Source organism: Latilactobacillus sakei subsp. sakei DSM 20017 = JCM 1157, assembly GCF_002370355.1.
Taxonomy (GTDB): Bacteria; Bacillota; Bacilli; order Lactobacillales; family Lactobacillaceae; genus Latilactobacillus; species Latilactobacillus sakei.
In genome coordinates this window covers 1,784,848-1,803,257 of sequence record NZ_AP017929.1, presented here as the reverse complement: position 1 = coordinate 1,803,257, position 18,410 = coordinate 1,784,848, and the positions used below count along the sequence as shown (strand labels likewise).

General features: G+C 40.0%; 20 protein-coding genes and 1 tRNA gene. 16 read left to right on the top strand and 5 right to left on the bottom strand.

The genetic code is table 11. The annotated features are described in order from the left end of the window. Positions 1-104: 104 nt before the first annotated feature. A complete protein-coding gene (locus LEUCM_RS09045) occupies positions 105-431 on the bottom strand; it encodes a YtxH domain-containing protein (protein ID WP_025015896.1) in 327 nt (108 codons plus the stop codon). 2 nt (positions 432-433) lie between these two features. Next, positions 434-862, bottom strand: a complete 429-nt coding sequence (locus LEUCM_RS09040) for an HIT family protein (RefSeq protein WP_011374337.1) — start codon at positions 860-862, stop codon at positions 434-436. 220 nt (positions 863-1,082) lie between these two features. Here LEUCM_RS09040 and LEUCM_RS09035 point away from each other — a divergent pair, with 220 nt between their 5' ends. The 4 genes from LEUCM_RS09035 to trmB all read left to right on the top strand — a co-directional run bounded on the left by LEUCM_RS09035 (position 1,083) and on the right by trmB (position 4,786). After that, positions 1,083-1,811 carry an ABC transporter ATP-binding protein gene (locus tag LEUCM_RS09035; protein ID WP_025015895.1) on the top strand — a complete coding sequence of 243 codons (729 nt, stop codon included), beginning with the start codon at positions 1,083-1,085 and terminating at the stop codon, positions 1,809-1,811. A 2-nt stretch (positions 1,812-1,813) separates the two neighbouring features. Further along, complete coding sequence (locus tag LEUCM_RS09030; protein WP_025015894.1) at positions 1,814-3,013, top strand: ABC transporter permease; 1,200 nt, start codon at positions 1,814-1,816, stop codon at positions 3,011-3,013. Positions 3,014-3,145: 132 nt separating this feature from the next. Further along, a complete protein-coding gene (locus tag LEUCM_RS09025) occupies positions 3,146-3,940 on the top strand; it encodes a phosphotransferase family protein (RefSeq protein WP_011374340.1) in 795 nt (264 codons plus the stop codon). A 204-nt stretch (positions 3,941-4,144) separates the two neighbouring features. Then, complete coding sequence (gene trmB, locus LEUCM_RS09020) at positions 4,145-4,786, top strand: tRNA (guanosine(46)-N7)-methyltransferase TrmB (RefSeq protein ID WP_025015893.1); 642 nt, start codon at positions 4,145-4,147, stop codon at positions 4,784-4,786. Between the two features lie 73 nt (positions 4,787-4,859). On the opposite strand, the gene LEUCM_RS09015 is transcribed toward trmB, so the two are convergent. After that, positions 4,860-5,186 (bottom strand): hypothetical protein, encoded by a 327-nt coding sequence (locus tag LEUCM_RS09015; protein WP_011374342.1) that lies wholly within the window; start codon positions 5,184-5,186, stop codon positions 4,860-4,862. Between the two features lie 121 nt (positions 5,187-5,307). On the opposite strand from LEUCM_RS09015, the gene LEUCM_RS09010 reads away from it, so the two are divergent. The 8 genes from LEUCM_RS09010 (at position 5,308) to LEUCM_RS09925 (ending at position 11,987) form a co-directional block, all read left to right on the top strand. After that, the gene (locus tag LEUCM_RS09010; protein ID WP_011374343.1) at positions 5,308-5,628 is read left to right on the top strand and encodes a thioredoxin family protein; all 321 of its coding nucleotides are present in this window, start codon (positions 5,308-5,310) and stop codon (positions 5,626-5,628) included. A gap of 18 nt (positions 5,629-5,646) precedes the next feature. Further along, positions 5,647-6,276, top strand: a complete 630-nt coding sequence (gene ytpR, locus LEUCM_RS09005; protein WP_016264822.1) for a YtpR family tRNA-binding protein — start codon at positions 5,647-5,649, stop codon at positions 6,274-6,276. A 184-nt stretch (positions 6,277-6,460) separates the two neighbouring features. After that, positions 6,461-8,365 (top strand): asparagine synthase (glutamine-hydrolyzing), encoded by a 1,905-nt coding sequence (gene asnB, locus LEUCM_RS09000; RefSeq protein ID WP_025015892.1) that lies wholly within the window; start codon positions 6,461-6,463, stop codon positions 8,363-8,365. Between the two features lie 164 nt (positions 8,366-8,529). Then, positions 8,530-9,861, top strand: a complete 1,332-nt coding sequence (gene murC, locus LEUCM_RS08995) for a UDP-N-acetylmuramate--L-alanine ligase (protein ID WP_025015891.1) — start codon at positions 8,530-8,532, stop codon at positions 9,859-9,861. 96 nt (positions 9,862-9,957) lie between these two features. Next, on the top strand, positions 9,958-10,659 hold the full coding sequence (locus LEUCM_RS08990) for a Bax inhibitor-1/YccA family protein (protein ID WP_011374347.1): 702 nt from the start codon (positions 9,958-9,960) through the stop codon (positions 10,657-10,659). A gap of 261 nt (positions 10,660-10,920) precedes the next feature. Then, positions 10,921-11,229 (top strand): PadR family transcriptional regulator, encoded by a 309-nt coding sequence (locus tag LEUCM_RS08985; protein ID WP_011374348.1) that lies wholly within the window; start codon positions 10,921-10,923, stop codon positions 11,227-11,229. Next, positions 11,229-11,828, top strand: coding sequence for a DUF1700 domain-containing protein (locus LEUCM_RS08980; RefSeq protein WP_025015890.1), 600 nt, complete (start codon positions 11,229-11,231; stop codon positions 11,826-11,828). The genes LEUCM_RS08985 and LEUCM_RS08980 overlap by 1 nt, the downstream gene beginning before the upstream one ends. Continuing rightward, the gene (locus LEUCM_RS09925; protein ID WP_162926695.1) at positions 11,829-11,987 is read left to right on the top strand and encodes a hypothetical protein; all 159 of its coding nucleotides are present in this window, start codon (positions 11,829-11,831) and stop codon (positions 11,985-11,987) included. 55 nt (positions 11,988-12,042) lie between these two features. Here the strand turns inward: LEUCM_RS09925 and LEUCM_RS08975 are convergent, their stop codons facing one another. Both LEUCM_RS08975 and LEUCM_RS08970 read right to left on the bottom strand, forming a co-directional pair. Next, the gene (locus LEUCM_RS08975) at positions 12,043-12,480 is read right to left on the bottom strand and encodes a universal stress protein (protein WP_016264827.1); all 438 of its coding nucleotides are present in this window, start codon (positions 12,478-12,480) and stop codon (positions 12,043-12,045) included. 205 nt (positions 12,481-12,685) lie between these two features. Further along, positions 12,686-12,759: transfer RNA gene (locus LEUCM_RS08970), tRNA-Arg, on the bottom strand. A gap of 103 nt (positions 12,760-12,862) precedes the next feature. Between LEUCM_RS08970 and LEUCM_RS08965 the strand changes: the two genes are divergently transcribed. From LEUCM_RS08965 to LEUCM_RS08950, 4 genes are all read left to right on the top strand, one after another. After that, a complete protein-coding gene (locus tag LEUCM_RS08965; RefSeq protein WP_025015889.1) occupies positions 12,863-15,274 on the top strand; it encodes a Xaa-Pro dipeptidyl-peptidase in 2,412 nt (803 codons plus the stop codon). Between the two features lie 20 nt (positions 15,275-15,294). Further along, positions 15,295-15,804: an acyl-CoA thioesterase gene (locus LEUCM_RS08960; protein WP_025015888.1), complete on the top strand. Its 510-nt coding sequence runs from the start codon at positions 15,295-15,297 to the stop codon at positions 15,802-15,804. Positions 15,805-16,038: 234 nt separating this feature from the next. After that, the gene (locus tag LEUCM_RS08955) at positions 16,039-16,437 is read left to right on the top strand and encodes an MORN repeat-containing protein (RefSeq protein ID WP_016264830.1); all 399 of its coding nucleotides are present in this window, start codon (positions 16,039-16,041) and stop codon (positions 16,435-16,437) included. Continuing rightward, on the top strand, positions 16,409-18,226 hold the full coding sequence (locus LEUCM_RS08950) for an acyltransferase family protein (protein ID WP_025015887.1): 1,818 nt from the start codon (positions 16,409-16,411) through the stop codon (positions 18,224-18,226). Before LEUCM_RS08955 ends, LEUCM_RS08950 begins: the two co-directional genes overlap by 29 nt. The last annotated feature ends 184 nt before the right edge of the window (positions 18,227-18,410 follow it).

Here is an 18,410-nt window from a genome sequence, read left to right as displayed (position 1 = left end):
TATAACACATAAACCCGCTGAATTAAATCCGAGAGCGAAAATTTCACAGAACCTTCAAATTTAGCTTTTTTATGAATACGTCCGTGAAAGGTTGATAAACTGCGTTATAGCGCCTTTAAATCGTCCGTAAGGCGTTTGATTGATTCTGAAATTTGTGCAACCCGGGGTTGAGCTTCAAACGAAAAAGTTTGAACAGCATCGCTGATATCAGCGAGTGAATCAACAGCTGTTGTTTTGATTTCGTTAGACAGTTGACCGGCCGTGTTTTGTAAATCGACAGCGCTACTTTGAACAGTTTGTGCTTGCATGGTAACGTCGGTTAAATAATGGCTGATTGCTTGTTGACGTTCTAAGCCCGTTTTTTTAGCGGTTAGTAACGCATAGGTTGTGCCAAGAAGGCCACCAATCAGTAATCCTTTTGAAAATGACATCGTTAAGCCTCCAATTGTTGCTTAATCGCGTCAGCAATCGTTTGTAACTTCTCTGGTGTATAATCCGCTGAGTTATCAGCAAATTGCATTGAGAAGCCGTCTGCTGCCGTGTAACGAGGGAGTAGGTGGATATGAGAATGGAAAACGGATTGGTAAGCAACCTCACCGTTATTATTACAAATATTCATCCCTTTAATCGCGGGATTGCTGGCCTTGATTGCATTCGCAATCTTGGGTACTCGGCTGAAAACCGCAGCAGCTAAGTCGGCGTCATATTCGAAAATATTGGCAACATGTTGCTTTGGAATGACCAAGGTGTGACCGGGTGTGGTCTGGGTGATATCGAGAAATGCTTTGACAACATCATCTTCATAGACGACAGTGCTCGGAATTTCTTGACGAACAATTTTACAAAAAATACAATCATCCATATAATTAAATACCTACTTTCTATAAGGTTGTGGCGCTGTATACGGTTAATGCTATCATAATAACGCGTTTTCTGCTACTAAATCACGGTCAATTGAGTGAATCGTTCGTTAAAAATGAAAGGGTTTGTTAAAATTAATAATTGATGATAAACTTCGTGTTAAGTGTTTGTCAGAAAAGGGTATCAACTAATTTTTAATTTAAATGAATGAGGCAAGTTAAATGAGTTTAGAAATTAAGCAATTAACGGGTGGTTACGCCCACGTACCAGTGCTCCAAGAAGTGAGTTTTACAGTTCCCAATCAACAGGTTGTCGGCTTGATTGGCTTAAATGGGGCTGGTAAATCAACGACCATTAAACATATTATCGGATTATTAACGCCACAAAAGGGTACGATTACGCTCAATGGTGTCACGTTGCAATCCAATCCGGATCAATACCGCCAAAGCATGGCTTACGTGCCGGAAACGCCAGTTCTTTACCCCGAGTTAACATTACGGGAACATCTAGAACTAACGATGATGGCTTACGATTTAGATTTTGAGAAGACTTGGGCTAAAGCGATGGTGTTATTGAAGAAGTTCCGACTCGACAATAAGTTGGACTGGTTCCCAGTTCATTTTTCAAAAGGGATGCGTCAAAAAGTGATGATTGTCAACGCCTTTATGACTGATGCCGATTTATTCATCATTGATGAACCTTTTACAGGTCTTGATCCACTCGCCATTCACGATTTATTGGACATTATTGCTGATAAAAAGGCGGCGGGGGCGGCTATTTTGATGTCGACCCATATTTTGGCCACGGCGCAACAATACGCCGATTCTTTTGTCCTATTGAATCAAGGCAAGGTCCGAACAACTGGGACGCTTGAAGAACTGAAAGCAGAATTTAACATGGCAGATGCAAACTTAGATGATATCTATTTGCAAATGACGAAAGAAGGTTAATGATGCGACAGTTATGGCAAAAACGTGTTCGGCAACATATTCAAGAACAAGTTAAATATCTCAAACTGGTTTTTAACGACCATTTCGTCTTAGCTTTAATTTTCCTATTGGGCGCATTAGGCTATACGTATGCTAATGCCGTCAAAGGTTTGGATCCTAAAGCGTGGTGGCTGAAATTGCTATTGAGTCTCGTCTTATTAGCGGCAGTTAGCTTTGGGCGCTTTGCAACATTACTTAAAGAAGCGGATAGTGTTTTCTTATTACCTAAGGAAAGTGATTTACCTGTTTATTTAAAAGCGGCGCGGGGTTACAGTGCCTGGCTGCCGGTGATTTTTACCGGGCTAGTAACGGGGCTAATTGCACCAACCCTGCTGATTACTAAATCCGTACCGAGCTGGCAATTACTCCTAGTGTGGGCCACATTAATCGCGATTAAAGATCGCCGCTTTTCAAATCAATTATTGAATTGGTACCAGATAGATGCCAAGTTACCTAAGATTGTTTGGTTACTAGTTGATTGGTTGTTAATCGGTAGTCAACTCTTTAGCGGCTGGGCAATCGCTGGGGTTTTAATCGCAATCGGCTTGGCTTATTATCAACGACGTCAATTGACAACTATTCAACAGACAACATTGTTTGATTGGTTGGCAGCGGTCAGCGCAGAAGATTCTAGAATGGGGCGCATTTATCGCTTATACAACCTCTTTACAGATGTACCGGGGTTAAATAGTCAGGTCAAACGGCGCCGTTACTTAGATTGGCTATTGCCAGTTGCTAAGCGTAGTGGTAATCCATATTTGTATCTCTACACACGTGGTTTTATTCGCGGGACTGAGTTTAGCGGATTGTACGTTCGCCTAGTGGTTTTAGGAGGCATCATTCTATGCTTCAGCCATCTGTGGTGGTTGAGCTTAGCGTTAGGCTTGTTATTGATCTACTTAGTTGGCTTCCAGTTACTGCCGTTTTATACTCAATATGAACAAATTATTTTTACCCATCTATATCCGATTGCTAAGCAAGCTCGCGTGAAAGCTTTCCAACAACTGTTATTAGGTTTATTATTGTGCCAAGCCATCTTGTTTAGCGTGATACTGCTAGTGACGATGGGCTTGGACCTCCAAGTTGGGTTAAGTGTTCTGGCGTTATTCGCCTTAGTTGGTGTTTTTGTTCAGTTCTATTTACCACAACGATTAGTTAAATAATCCCGAATTCAAAGGGGTGCCTACTTGACGTAGCACGTGTGCTTATTATATGATACTGGTAGTTAAAAATCAGTTGAAGCAACGCGGTGCCACGGGGTAGGCACCTTATTTTATTGTAAAGGAGTCGGGTGGATGAATTTCGACTTAGATACCGGTTGGCAAGTACGTTCAGCTGGTGGTGATACGGGTGCCGCTTATTTAGGCGTCCGTGCATCAGAGAAGATATTTTTAAAACGAAATACGTCGCCATTTCTAGCGGCTCTTTCTGCAGAAGGCATTACACCACGTTTAATCTGGACTAAACGGATTTCAAGCGGTGATGTGTTAACCGCACAAGAATGGCTAAATGGTCGTACGCTCAAGCGCGATGAGATGAATAGCCCGCAAGTTGCCAAGTTATTGGCGCGGGTTCATCAATCTCATCTATTAAAACGCATGTTACAAAAGGTTGGGGGGCAGGTCTGGCAAGCACCAGAGATGTTGCAGACCTACTTCTATGATTTACCGCAAGATTTGCGGCAACATCCTTTTTTAGCACAAACGAGTCAGTATTTAAAAGACACGATGTCAGCATTACAAACACCTTCTTTAGAGGTGTGTCACGGCGATTTAAGTCATAAGAATTGGTTGTTATCTGATATCAATCGTTTGTACCTAGTCGATTGGGATTCAGCAATGTTAGCTGATCCAGCTGTCGATTTCGGAATGATTTTATTTCAATATGTTCCACGTCAAGAATGGCAAGAGTGGCTTGAAAACTACGGTTTAGAGGTAACGCCTGAATTATTGATGCGCGTTAACTGGTACGGTAGTTTGAACCTACTCCAAAGCATTAAGCACCATTATCAACGTGGTCGTTTTACTGAAATGAACCATGACATATTGCGTTTAGAAGAAGTTCTTTCTGAAATAATTAAAAAAAATTAAATGCCAAAGAGTGTGCCAACAGGTGTTAATATTCTGAGGATTAGCATAGTCTGGTGAATGGCCAACTTGTTGGTTATTTGCCAGACGTCGCTAAACGCAGGAATATGCCTGCTGGCACACGTTTATCCTAATCAGATTGCGGGGCCGAGACAAAATAACTTTTGTCCCAGCCTCTTTTAATTGGCAGCAAATGAGGAGTTTATTATGCGTTTAAGAAACAAACCTTGGGCAGCGGATTTGATCGCTGAAAATCCAGATATGATCTTGTTGAGCCCAGAAAATATTGCCGGTAACTGGCAAAGTCGTTTTGCCAAGGAACAACCAATCTATATCGAAGTTGGTTCAGGTAAAGGGCAATTCATTACTCAAATGGCTCAAAAATACCCAGACCGCAACTTCATCGCGGTTGAAATTCAAGAATCAGCGATTGCCGTTATTTTGCAAAAACAAGTTGAATTAAAACTCCCTAATCTTCAATTATTGTTAGGGAACGGCGCAGCATTGACAACTTTCTTCGCCGAAAACGAAGTCGCAGGGGTTTACTTAAACTTTTCTGATCCATGGCCTAAAACGCGTCATGAAAAACGACGCTTAACTTATAAGTCATTCTTGGCTGAATACCAACAAATTATGCAACCAACAGGTTATTTACGTTTCAAGACCGATAACCAAGGCTTGTTTGAATACTCATTAGCTAGTTTAAATGCATATGGGATGGTTTTTGACGATATTTCACTTGATTTACACAACAGTGATTTAGCAGAAGACAATATCCAAACAGAATACGAAGAAAAATTCAGCAAGCGCGGTCAAGTCATTTACAGATTAGAAGCGCACTACAAATAGCGTGTTTTTTAAAATAACCGCTCAAGCCAAACAAAAAAACACTTACCAATTTCGGTAAGTGTTTTTATTTGTTTTAAAGTTGTGAAAACTCAATGACAACACCCGTTTTAGCATCAACTTTGAAGTGAAATTGATTTGTGCCTTCATCACGTTCGCAGATGATACCGCCTTGATAAACCGGGAAAGTCCGTTTGTTTTGTGAAAATAGGTGAGGACTTTCTTCAATCCATGAGCCGACGATTTGCCCTTCATGACGAAGGCTTGCTTTGACATCTTCTAAAATCTTATCGAGCTTAACCATCTTTTGTTGGGTTTTATATTGTCTGGTGCCGGCTGCTGCCGCAACGGCTAGTCCGAAACCAGTTAAGAGATATTTTAACGTTTGACTATTTTTTTTCAAAAAAAACTCCTCAGTAAATTTATCTTTAAATAGTATAGCACACTTTTTTGAGGAACAAGAGTGGACATTTGACCACAAACCGCTTATATTAAAACGAGTAGTTAAATTGAAGGGGTGCATAATGAAAGAATTCGCAAAGATGGCAGAAACAAATCTAACCCATCTCATTACCAAAGGAAAACATGTCTTATTTTTTACAGCAACGTGGTGTAGCGATTGCCGGTTTATTAAACCCGCAATGCCCGAAATCGAAGCTGAATTCCCAGAATATGAATTTATCGAAATTGATCGTGATCAATACATCGATATTTGTGAAGAATGGGAAATCTTCGGTATTCCAAGCTTTGTTGTGATTGATAATGGCCGTGAAGTTGGTCGTTTTGTGAATAAGGACCGGAAGACAAAACGTGAAATTTCAGAATTTATCCACTCATTAAGTTAATTTTAAAGGAGTCATAAAATGCTAATTGCAAGTATGAACCAAAAATCTTTTCCAAATATTCTCGTTGTGATGACCCAACCAGATGTTGCTAATCAAGTAACGACTGAGAAACAATCAATTGTCAGAATTAGCGACCAAGCAGATCAGACAATTGGCTATAACTTTTTAGCAATCGATCAATTATTACCTGAATTACAATTTAACGGGGTCCAAGCCCTCAGTGTTGCGGATGTCGCAACTTTAAATCAAGCACTTGAAGCTGCTGGCTTCACACCTGATTTAGTTGCTGATGAAACACCACACATCGTGGTTGGTTATGTGCAGGAATGTGACGTTCATCCAGATTCAGATCATATGCACGTGACACAAACGCAAATTGCACCTGATCAAACGGTTCAAATCGTTTGTGGGGCTGCTAACATTGCCCAAGGTCAAAAAGTAATTGTCGCAACAGTTGGCGCAGTGATGCCAGAAGGTAAAATCATCTGGCCTGGTCAATTACGTGGCGTTCAAAGCGACGGCATGATTTGTGCTGCTCGTGAAATTGGCGTTGAAGGTGCACCTGCTAAAGGCATTATGGTCTTACCAGATGATTGGGAAGTCGGCCAAGCAGTGACGGCTGATGCAGTTGCCGCACTATTAAAATAAATAAGTAACTTACGAATTTGTTATGGGCTTATTAAAAATAAAATAGTATGATAGTAAATAACAATTAATTAGTTAACATCGTCTAATTAATTGTTATTTAGTTTTTAAATTTTTCTGAAAATAATTAATTAAAAGTCTAATAAGTATTGTTTAGATATCGGACTATCAAAGAGGAGCTTACGGTATGTGTGGGATTGTCGGATTTGCTGGTGGATTGTTTGATTTACCAAAGAAAAAAGAAGTATTGAACCAACAAATGGATGTCATTAAACATCGTGGCCCAAGTGGTGCGGGTGATTTCATTGATGATAAAGTGGCGCTTGGTTTCCGTCGCTTATCAATTATTGATTTAACTAAAGGTGATCAACCTATTTATAATGAAGATCATACTAAATTGATTTTCTTTAACGGTGAAGTGTATAACTATCGTGAAATTCGTAAAGAATTAGAAACAATGGGTCATATATTCAAAACGGATTCTGATACTGAAACAATTTTGCATGCCTATGAACAATGGGGCAAAGATGTTTTGAAGAAGATTCGTGGGATGTTTGTGTTCGTGATTTACGATCTGCAAACGAAAACGTTATTTGGTGCCCGTGATTTCTTCGGGATCAAACCCCTTTATTACACAACGCTTGATGATGGCACCTTTATGTTTAGTAGTGAAATTAAAACGTTCATGCGTCATCCAGAATTTAAGCGGACATTAAACAAGAAAGCTCTTAAATCATTCATGATGAACCAATATAATGATTTACAAGAAACTTTCTTTGAAGGGGTCTTCAGATTCCCTGCAGGTCATTACTTTACTTACAAAGATGGCCAATTAGATATTGAAAAGTATTGGGATATGCAATTTGATCCTTCTAACTTATCTTTCGAAGAAGAAGTTAAGAAAATTGATGCTTCTGTCGAAGAATCAATCAAGATGCACAACGTTGCTGACGTACCAGTGGGTGCCTTTCTTTCAGAAGGGGTCGATAGTAGTTATGTAACAAGTATCTTGCAACCACAAGAAGTCTTCAGTGTTGGTTTTGACGACCAAACTTATAACGAAGTAACAGCCGCTCATGCTTTGGCAGACGAACTGGGCTTGAACTTCAATGAAACTAAGGTTAAAGCGGACGATGCGTTTGCTGAATTTGATAAAATCCAATATTACTTGGACGAACCAGACGGTAACCCATCATGTGTGCCATTATGGTTCTTATCACGTTTTGCCCGTGAAAAAGTGACCGTTGCACTTTCAGGTGAAGGTGCTGATGAATTGTTTGCCGGCTACGTTAACTACGGGATGCATTCACACAACACAACGATCAAGGCTTTCACATCTAGTTTGAAGAAATTACCAAAGGGCGCCCGTGCTAAATTGGCGAAGACAGTCAAAAAGATGCCAGCATTCCCTGGTCGTGTTCATTTATATACGAACTTGGCTAACCCTAAGGAATTTTATGCCGGTCAATCAGTGATTTATGATATCGAAAACCCAAGTATTTTTGGATCAGATGAAGCCAACCAATACTTGAAACCCGCTTATCAAAATGACACAACAATTCAAGAAAATTATCAAGCAGACTTTGACCGCGTCAAAGATGCTGATCCCGTTTCACAAATGCAATACATTGATATGCATCACTTTATGTTAAATGATATTTTACAAAAAGCTGATAAACTATCAATGGCGCACAGCTTGGAACTCCGGGTACCATTTTTAGATCCAGAAGTTGCTAAAACTGCTGGTCAAGTGCCGACTGAATACTTGATTAACAGCAAGGATACTAAGTATGCTTACCGTCAAGCGTCTGCTAAGCATTTACCAGCCGCTTGGGCCAACAGACCTAAGTTAGGTTTCCCAGTGCCAATCAAGCAATGGTTAGAAACTGACAAGTACTATGAACAAGTCAAAGCGCTCTTTAGCGAAGATTTCGTCAGTGAATTCTTCGATCAAGGTCAATTATTAGAGTTACTCGATGCTAATAAGGAACAACGCATTAACGGGCGTCGTAAGATTTGGACAATTTACACGTTCTTAACGTGGTACAAGGTTTACTTCATCAACATCGAAGATTATTTAGTATTAGGTTAATTCAAAAGAGGTTAGGGCAAAAATATTTTGCCTTAACCTCTTTTTTTGATAAAATAGCGTTTTTTAAGGATTCATTATTTAGCTCAAACGCCTGATATGGTAAACTTAAAGGGATTTGATTCAAATATACTTAGTGACTTTCTGAAAAGAGGACATTTAAAATGATAACAAGTGAAACGGTTTACCACTTTGTGGGCATTAAAGGATCAGGGATGAGTGCTTTAGCGCTCGTATTAAATGATTTAGGCTATCAAGTACAAGGCTCAGATATCGACCAATATACCTTTACACAACGGGATTTAGAGAAAGCAGACATTAAGATTTTACCTTTCTCAGCCGATAACCTTCACGAAGGCTTAACGGTAATTGCCGGCAATGCTTTCCAAGATGATCAAATTGAAATTAAGACAGCGCTCGAAATGGGCTTGCCAGTTGTGCGTTATCACCAATTCTTAGGCGAACTCTTAAAAAATTATACAAGTATCGGTGTTGCTGGTGCGCATGGTAAAACAAGTACGAGTGGGTTACTAGCACACGTTTTAAGTGGCGTTGCCAAAACAAGTTTCTTAGTTGGTGATGGGACAGGTAAGGGCATCAAGGATGCACAATTCTTCGCTTTTGAAGCGGATGAATATCGTCGTCATTTCTTAGCTTACTCACCAGATTATTTAATCATGACCAACATCGACTTTGATCACCCTGATTATTATACGGGGATCGAAGATGTTTTCGATGCTTTCCAATCAGAAGCTTACAAGGTTCAAAAAGGGATTTTTGCCTGGGGCGACGATCCAGAATTAAGAAAACTAAAATCAAACGCACCAATTTATTACTATGGCACTAAATCAAATGATGATTTCCAAGCGCGCAATATTCAACGGACTGTTGAAGGATCAGAATTTGATGCTTATTATCACGATGAAAATATCGGACATTACCACGTGCCATTATACGGCGAACACAACGTACTCAATAGTTTAGCTGTCATTGCCGTTAGTTACCTCGAAAAAATTGATGGTCGTGAAGTTGCACGTGAATTGGCAGATTTCAAGGGTGTTAAACGTCGCTTTACTGAAAAGAAAGTCGCAGACGTTACCATTATTGATGACTATGCACATCATCCATCAGAAATTAAAGCCACTTTGGATGCAGCCCGTCAAAAATATCCAGATCGTCAAATCGTAGCGGTGTTCCAACCCCATACATTTACACGGACGATTGCATTAATGGATGATTTTGCAGCTAGTTTAAACCTCGCGGATGAAGTTTTCTTAACAGATATCTTCAGTTCTGCTCGTGAAAAATCAGGTAAGGTTTCAAGTGCTGATTTAGGTGCTAAGATTACTAAGGGTGGTCGGGTCCTTAAATTGGATAATATGTCACCATTATTAGATTTTGAACAACCAGTAGTCGTCTTCATGGGTGCCGGCGATGTTCAAAAATATGAATATGCTTACGAAGAATTATTAAGCAACTTAAGTCCTAAGGATAATTAAAGATTCAGGCAAGATGATTGTGTTTTAGTCATTTTTTGTTACAATATTGCTAACCGAGGATTATACCTCGTTAGAAATATTAAGAGGTGATTATTCATGGATGGAAGACGCGTTGTCAATGTCGATAGCGAATCACGATTTTTTAGTAAAGTATACGGATTAATGGCTTTAGGTGTTGGTATTTCGGCCCTCGTTGCTGTTTTACTAGTCACAGTTTTTGCAAGTCAAACCGTAGCCATTTTAAGCAATAGTAATACTTGGATGGTCTGGGGATTAATGATTGTTGAGATGATTTTGGTCGTTCAGATCAGTCGCAAAGCAACCAAGAATCCGTCAGCATCAATGATGATGTTTATTGCTTACGCCCTGTTGAACGGATTAACGTTTACGGTAATCTTGTTAGCGTATAACATCGGTCAGATTGGCGCCGCATTTATTTCAAGTGCGTTAGTCTTTGTCGCGATGTCAGCTTATGGCCGGATGACGAAGAATAACTTAAGTGGTTTTGGGAAGTTTGCCATGATGGGCTTGATTGGGATTATTATTGTAACCATCGTCAATGCTTTCATGGGCTCAGCTGCAATTGAGTACTTCTTATCTTACGCGATGTTAATTGTCTTCATTATTTTAACAGCCTGGGATAACCAAAAACTAAGCTTGTTATATCGTCAATACGGGTCAACTGGGGAAGTTTCAATCTCAGGATTAGCCGTGATGGGTGCTTTAACGCTTTATCTAGATTTCGTTAACTTATTTATTACAATGCTCCAAATCTTTGGTTTCGGTAATCGAGACTAAGTTTAAAAAGAGTGTGTTGTCAGTGGCTAGCTTTTGAGTATTTGTAGAACTGGGCGAATCGGTGATGAAATCACCAATTTGACAAGTTTAGCAAAACGCAGAAAGTTACTGACAAAAGCACGTTTATACTAGCAACATTCGGTTATCAAGAAGGGGTCTGAGACAAAAGTTACTTTTGTCCCGGATTCCTTTTTTTATGCGTAATTATGTTTGACATAATACTATGCAAAGTATAGTATTATATTTTGAAAGGATGATGACATGAACGCGCAATTAAAGAAGGGGTTGTTAGAATTTTGTGTTTTAGCAACGCTTAAAAAAGCCGATTCGTATGGCTATCAGATTATTAAAGATACTTCAAGCGTCATTGAAATCTCTGATTCAACTTTGTATCCCATCTTAAAACGGCTCGAAAAACAAGAACAGATTGAAAGTTATCAGGTAGCTCATAACGGACGTTTACGGAAATATTTCCATCTAACACCGATTGGGGCGGCTGCGATTGAACAGTTTTTAAATGAATGGACGCAAGTAACAGCAATCTATGAGTATATTAAAGGAGAAGCATAATGACTAAAAATGACTTTATCAAAGACTTAGCAGCTGCTTTAACAAGCTATGGTGTGAGTGATGCTGCCAATACAATTGATTATTACGATGAATTGATTGATGATCGTATTGAAGGCGGTGAAACTGAGGCGGCCGTAATTGCTAGTTTAGAGACACCTCATCAAATCGCTAGTCAATTAGCAGATCAGTTTCAACCAACACAGGTTCAACACAAAAGAATGTCGCCGGTATTGTTAGTAACGTTGGTCGTGTTGTTGGTGTTGGGTTCGCCACTTTGGGGTAGTTTGTTGTTAACCGCAATTGTTTTACTCGCGGTTGGTTATTTATTACTATGGATTGGGCCTTTTATCGGTGGTACGCTGGCGGTTGCTAGCATCATTGGTGGGGCCGTTAGCTTAGTTTTTTCATGTTTTGTCACGTTAAACGAAGGCGCAGTAGTCGGCATGATGCAACTTGGTATTAGTTTTGCGATGGTGGGTGTTGGCATCTTAATCGGCGGTTTAACGTGGTATTTTTCGAAATATATTGTGCAATTTTCAATCGGCTTAACACGGTGGTTGATTCGGAAAAGTAAAAGACAATCAAAGGCGGTGGCATAGATGTTCGCAAAAATTCGAATGAATTGGTTTAAAATTGGGTTATTGATGGTTGTGATTGGATTGGTGATCATGGGCGTGAGTTATGCGCTTGGTGGTTTTGATAGTCATATTTTTCAAGAGCAGGGCAATCATGATTGGTTTAGAACGTTTAATTTTTAGGATAACAAAAAAGGCACGTACTACAGAATTTTGTAGGACGTGCCTTTTTAAACCCTTATTTCACCAACAAAACGTTAGCTTTAGCGTGGCTGCTGACGTATTGGGCGACCGAACCGACTAGCATTCGTTCAATAGCGCCTTTACCGGTAATCCCTAAGACGATGAGGTCAATGCCAAATTCCTCAGGGATGCGAATCGCAATTTCTTTTTTAGGAGAAGCAACTTCTAGAATTGGGGTAATCTTTTCAAGGCCGTGGTTGTGCGCGTAACGCACGTTAGCGGCGAGTTGAGATTTTACCCGATCTTTCTCCAAAGCGGTCACCTTGGCGTACATACTCGCATCTGGCGAGACGAAAATATCATTCGGGACAATTCGGGCGACAAATAATTCAGCGTTATTTCTTTTAGCAATTTCAACAGCTTCCATAAAAGCTTTATTAGCCATATCGGAACCGTCGACACCGACAAGGATTTTTTGATATGTTGTTGACATAAGATAACGTCCTTTCTAAATAGCTGATTGTTAACATTAGTATATTAGGCTGCCGGGCTTTAAACAATTTAAACGCTTACGCCGAAAATTGTGGTTAAATTGTGGTAACTGTGTTTTTTTAACATTTTAGCGTATAAAAAAATAGATGAGAACGTTGATTTAACAACGTTCCCATCTATTAGAATTGTACCGAATGACGCTAAAATGTCACAGGCGAGATTCGAACTCGCGACCTACGGTTTAGAAGACCGTTGCTCTATCCAGCTGAGCTACTATGACAAAAAAGATTGGTTATTGCTTTTAGAATATCAAGCAACATGCTATATTATAAGCAATTGAAGTATCTGATGTCAATTGAAATTCGCAGAAATGGGGTAAAAAAATGAAATTAAATCAGTTTGCACGGTTAACAACCACTTATTCGGAACAAATAAAGGCCTTACAACGGATTAAGCTCCTTGATGAAGGTTATGAAGCATTGTCAGTTCAAGCGTTAGCACAACAAATATTCGCACGGTTCTTCCCAGAGGCCCACTCAAAAACGGCTCAAAATGAACAAATGCAAAAAATTCAGGCGACGGCTAGTTTAAACTTAGCCGATTATTTGGCAGGCATTTCAACATCGTTTGATCAGCGGACGTTTTATAATATTGCATTGCAGTTGCTAGGGTTTAAGGTGACAACTGATTTTCAATTTAATCACCCTCGGCGATTCATGGCAAAAGTCGGGATACCCTATGTTGATCAACCGGTATTAACCCAAGAACTCTTTTTAGAAGCTGTCTACCTCTTATTAACGACCCGCAGTCAAAACGGGTTGCTTTATTTAGATTGTTTGGCTAATCGTGGTTTCTTTGCGCATTGGCAAAAGGCGACCGCACCCGAGTTCTTAATCTTTAATGGTAAAACCCAACCGGTTTTTGATACGCAAAACTTTATTCGTGAAGTGGTTTATGTTGAATCAAGTTTGGATACCGATTTAGATGGGCATCTTGACTTGCTCGAAACGACAATCTTTAGACCTAAGGAAACTGAAAAAGGCCTACGTGTACCGGTCTTATATACTGCCAGTCCTTATTACAAAGGCACTAATGATGTCGATGCCGATCTACACAACGTTGATGTGCCTATTCAAGCTAAGGCGGCCATTCAACCTAACTTGGCGGATTTGAAGACTGGGACCAATCAATCTGTACCAGCTGCTAGAGAACCACTCGGAGAAACGACTGAAACGGAATTAGAAGCCGCTGATGATAGTAACTACCTGTTAAATGATTATTTCTTAGCACGGGGGTTTGCGACGGTTTATGCTGGCGGTATCGGGACTCGGGGTTCAGATGGCATGCGGACGTGTGGCTCACCAGAAGAAACAGCCTCAACCACCGCGATTATTGAATGGTTAGCGGGTAATCGTCGTGCTTATACTAACAAAACAGATCGGATTGAAATTAAGGCTTGGTGGTGTAATCAAAAAGTCGCTATGACTGGGAAGTCTTATTTAGGGACGTTGGCGACTGCGGCCGCGACAACCGGTGTTGAAGGATTGAAAACTGTGATTGCGGAAGCAGCCATCTCCAGTTGGTATGATTACTACCGTGAAAATGGCTTAGTAGTGGCCCCTGTTGATTGCCAAGGTGAAGATGCAGATGTTTTAGCGAAACTCTGTCAAACTAGAGAGATGGATGCAGCAGATCACGCTAAATCCGGCGCACTTTTTGAAGAGCAGTTAACAGCTTTACGAGAAGGTCAAGATCGGATTACAGGGAATTACAACGCCTTTTGGGCCGAACGTAATTACCGGGATAATGTTCAAAAAATCAATTGTGATGTCGTTTTAGTCCATGGTTTAAATGATTGGAACGTTAAATTACAAAATGCCGGCGCACTGTGGGATGACTTACGGCAACTACCAATCGAAAAGAAACTCTTTTTACACCAAGGACAACATATCTATATGAATAATATCCAATCGATTGATTTTACAGATATGATGAACCTATGGTTGAGTTATCAGTTGTTAGATATCGATAATCATGCACCAGAAATCTTACCAACGGTGACAATTCAAGATAATACGCAAGAAGCGACCTGGCATACCCAAGATGATTGGTTAAACCCTAAGAATCCACGTCAAACTTATTTCTTAAATGATCCAGAACATCTAGGGTTAGATCAAACGCCAACGACCCCTGTAGCAGATTTCAGCGATGATGGTGTTGCCGTGTTTAAAAAACAGCATCTCAGTGAGGCTGCTTGGCAGGATCAATTATTAGCACCACAATCTGACTTTACGCAAAATCGCTTATTATTGTTGTCACCGGCGCAATCGAAGCAATTGGTGATTGATGGGCGGGTACAGTTGAAAACGAAAGTTGCGGTCAATACCGATCGTGGTTTGTTGAGTGTTATGTTGGTTGATTACGGTTTATTTAGCCGCTTAGGCACAACACCAGCTATTTTGGCCGCTAAAGGGCAACAATTAGGTTATCACTGGCGCTATGATGATTTGAAGGAATTCAAATTAGGCGCACTTAGTCCTTATCAATTGATCACTAAGGGCCATCTCAATTTACAGAATCGTCACAATAGCTATCAAACCGAGACAGTCGATGCAGGTACTTTTTATGAGGTGCAACTAGACTTACAACCAACGCATTACCATTTAGCAGCAGGACATCAATTAGGTTTGGTAATCTATGCGACTGATATGGGGATGACCTTGCGGGAAGAACAACAAAACCAATACCAAGTGGATCTAGGTGCGAGTCGCTTAGTAATTCCTACCTTGGATTAATTGTGAATGGAGCGTTTTGAATGACAGAAACAATCACTTGTCGACAAACCTTATCAATTAGCAATCATCGAGTGTTTGCGAGCGATTTAAACGAACACGAGACGGTCTATGGTGGGCGACTATTGGAATTACTAGATGGCGCGGCGTCAATTGCGGCGAGCCGCTTAGCCCGTGTTGAAACCGTGACGGCCAGTATTGACCAATTAAATTTTATTGCGCCGTTTAAATTACAGGATTCGTTGTGTATCGAAAGTTACGTCGTTGGTGTTGGTCACCGCTCAATTGAAGTTTTTACAAAAATTATTGGTGAACATCTACAAACTGGGGAGCGTTTCTTAGGTTTGACGGCTTTTTTAACCTTTGTCACGACGGAAAAAACGCCGAACTTACCAGAGATTGCACCAACGACGGCAGAGGAAGAATTTATCTGTGCGGGTTATAGCCAAAGAAAAGTACAGCGCTTAGCTAATTTTAAAAATCAACAAGCCTTTAATCAACAAATTAATCTCGATTATCCATGGGATTATTAACCGAAAAAGCTAGCCACTTTAGTGACTAGCTTTTTTGATGCCTTCATCAGGAATAATGAATAGTTAATGATAGATGAGTTTTTAAAATACTGGATTGGCAGCACATCTAAATTATGATAAAGTTGACATGCTTTATGATGCGAACAAATCCACGGGAGGTAGTTTTGTTGGGATTTGGCTAAAGATAATGGTTATTACTGTTAGGGTGGTTTATTTTGAGGAGGAGTAGGTGAAATGCAACAGGTCAAACTGTTTTTCTCAAAGGGCTCAAACATTATGTTGAGCATCCTTTTGTTAATTGTTTTTGTGTGTTTAGTGATTACATTGAAGCCACGCGATAGTGGGGTGCAGTCGATCAACTTAGATCGTGATCGATTGCAGTATCGTGGGGCGGTTGAAAAGGGCCGTTTCAGTGGTGATGGCAAACTAATGTTAAAAAATGGCGACTATTATACCGGCCAATTTAAAAATGGTCGGTTTGAAGGCGCTGGTCAATTTATTTCTCATGAAGGTTGGCAGTATAAAGGCCAATTTAAAGCGGGTGCACCTTATGGTAAAGGTGAACTGAAGAAAAACCATGTGACTTATAAGGGGGATCTCGTTAATGGGAAGTATCAAGAAAGCAAGAATTAGATGGTTTAGTTTAATTCGCATTTTTGGCCTAGGGATGGTTTTATACTATCACTATTTTAAAACAAGATATGCCGGTGGCTTTGTTGGGGTTGATGTCTTTTTTACCTTTTCAGGTTACTTAATCACAGCACTATTTATTGATGAATTTATCCGGCGCGATAAAGTGAAACTATGGGCATTTTATCGGCGTCGGTTTAACCGGATTTTTCCGCCATTATTATTAATGGTTCTAATCGCGGTGCCACTGTCTTTAATTGCGAATCCGGATTTAAGAACGAACTTAACGAAACAAATTACCGCCACTTTAAGTTTTACGACGAATTTTTATGAAATTAGTACAGGTGGCAGCTATGAAACTAATTTCATTCCGCACTTATTTGTGCATACTTGGTCATTAGCAGTTGAAATGCATTTTTATTTAATTTGGGGCTTAATTGTCTATCTTGTTTCAAGAACTGTCAAAAGTGCGAAGTATTTCAGAACGGCTATCTTCAGTGTTTCGTTTGTTTTATTTGCCGTTAGCTTTCTATCAATGTTTACGCAAATTAAAGGTTTATCTGAATATTCACCAATTTATTTCTCAAGTTTAACGCATGGTTATCCATTCTTTGTCGGTGCGATGATTGGGAGCTTTTGTGGGGTTGGTCAATCAGCACAAGGCTTTAATCAATTAACGAGTCACTTGGCCTGGAAGACACCATTAATTGGTTTCGTGGTCAGTGCGTTGTTATTATTTGGTTTAGGAACGCGTATGAAGTTTGATCAAGCTAGTACGTATGCTTATGGCATCTTACTAGGGAGTTTAATCACAGGATGTCTCATTATTTTTGCACGTCTATTGCATGATAAAGCACCCAACGTGGCTGAACCACGCTTCATTACTTATCTAGCGGATATTAGCTATGCAATGTATCTTTTCCACTGGCCATTGTACATTATCTTTTTAAGTTACTTTAACAATAATATTAAAGCAGTCGTGGCGGCCTTAATTGGCTCGGTTATTTTCTCAACACTGTCTTATTATTACATCGAACCGCTTTTGATGGGCAAACCAGTTGCTTACCAAAAGGCGGTCGGTGGTCCGTTGTTGTTTGCGATGGTGATTTTAGGTGTGGTGACAGCCAACTATGCAGTTGACGCACCACATATGTCTTCTTTGGAACAACATCTCTGGGTCGGTAATCTTTATCAGGACGCTGATCAAATTCAGGCGGTTCACGCTAAGGTTAGTCAACCCAAACAAACGGTGCCAGTTAGCCAAACTAACTATAATGTGCCCCAAGGCATTAGTATTATCGGTGACAGTGTCACATTAGGCGCACGGAGTTACTTATTAGAACACGTTAAAAATAGTGACATTAACGCTGAAGGTAACCGTCGAATGGACCAGGCGTATGACGTATTGATGAATCAACAAAACAATAATCAATTGCGAGAATATGTCGTGATCTGTATCGGGACGAATGCTTTTCCAGATTTCAAAGAACAAATCGATAAGATTATTCATGATTTGAAAAAAGGACATCGTCTAATTTTTATGACCCCTTACGATGGTCATGCGGATGCGACTTATGATAGTACCAAAATCGCAGTCTATGAACGGACGTTACCGGCTAAATACCCATTTATCACGGTGACGGATTGGAATAAGATTGCTGCTAGCCATCCAGAAGTTTTTGAAGGCACTGATGGGACGCATTTCGGTGGCATTGAAAAAGGCAATATTTTATATACTAAGGGCATTAATGATGCCATTAAGACGGCTGGTAAGAAGACCGTTAAAGCATAATTTCAAAAAGAGCACCAATTAGTTAGTTTTTAATCGCTAGCTGATTGGTGCTCTTTTTAGTATCAAAGTAATAGTGGTACTTGAAATAACTGTTACGTCCCTTAACTGTTGGTATGAGTGGTTTTTTGATGAAGTAGACTTATGGTTGTAACTTGGTTGTAATATGAATGTAACATTATTGGTC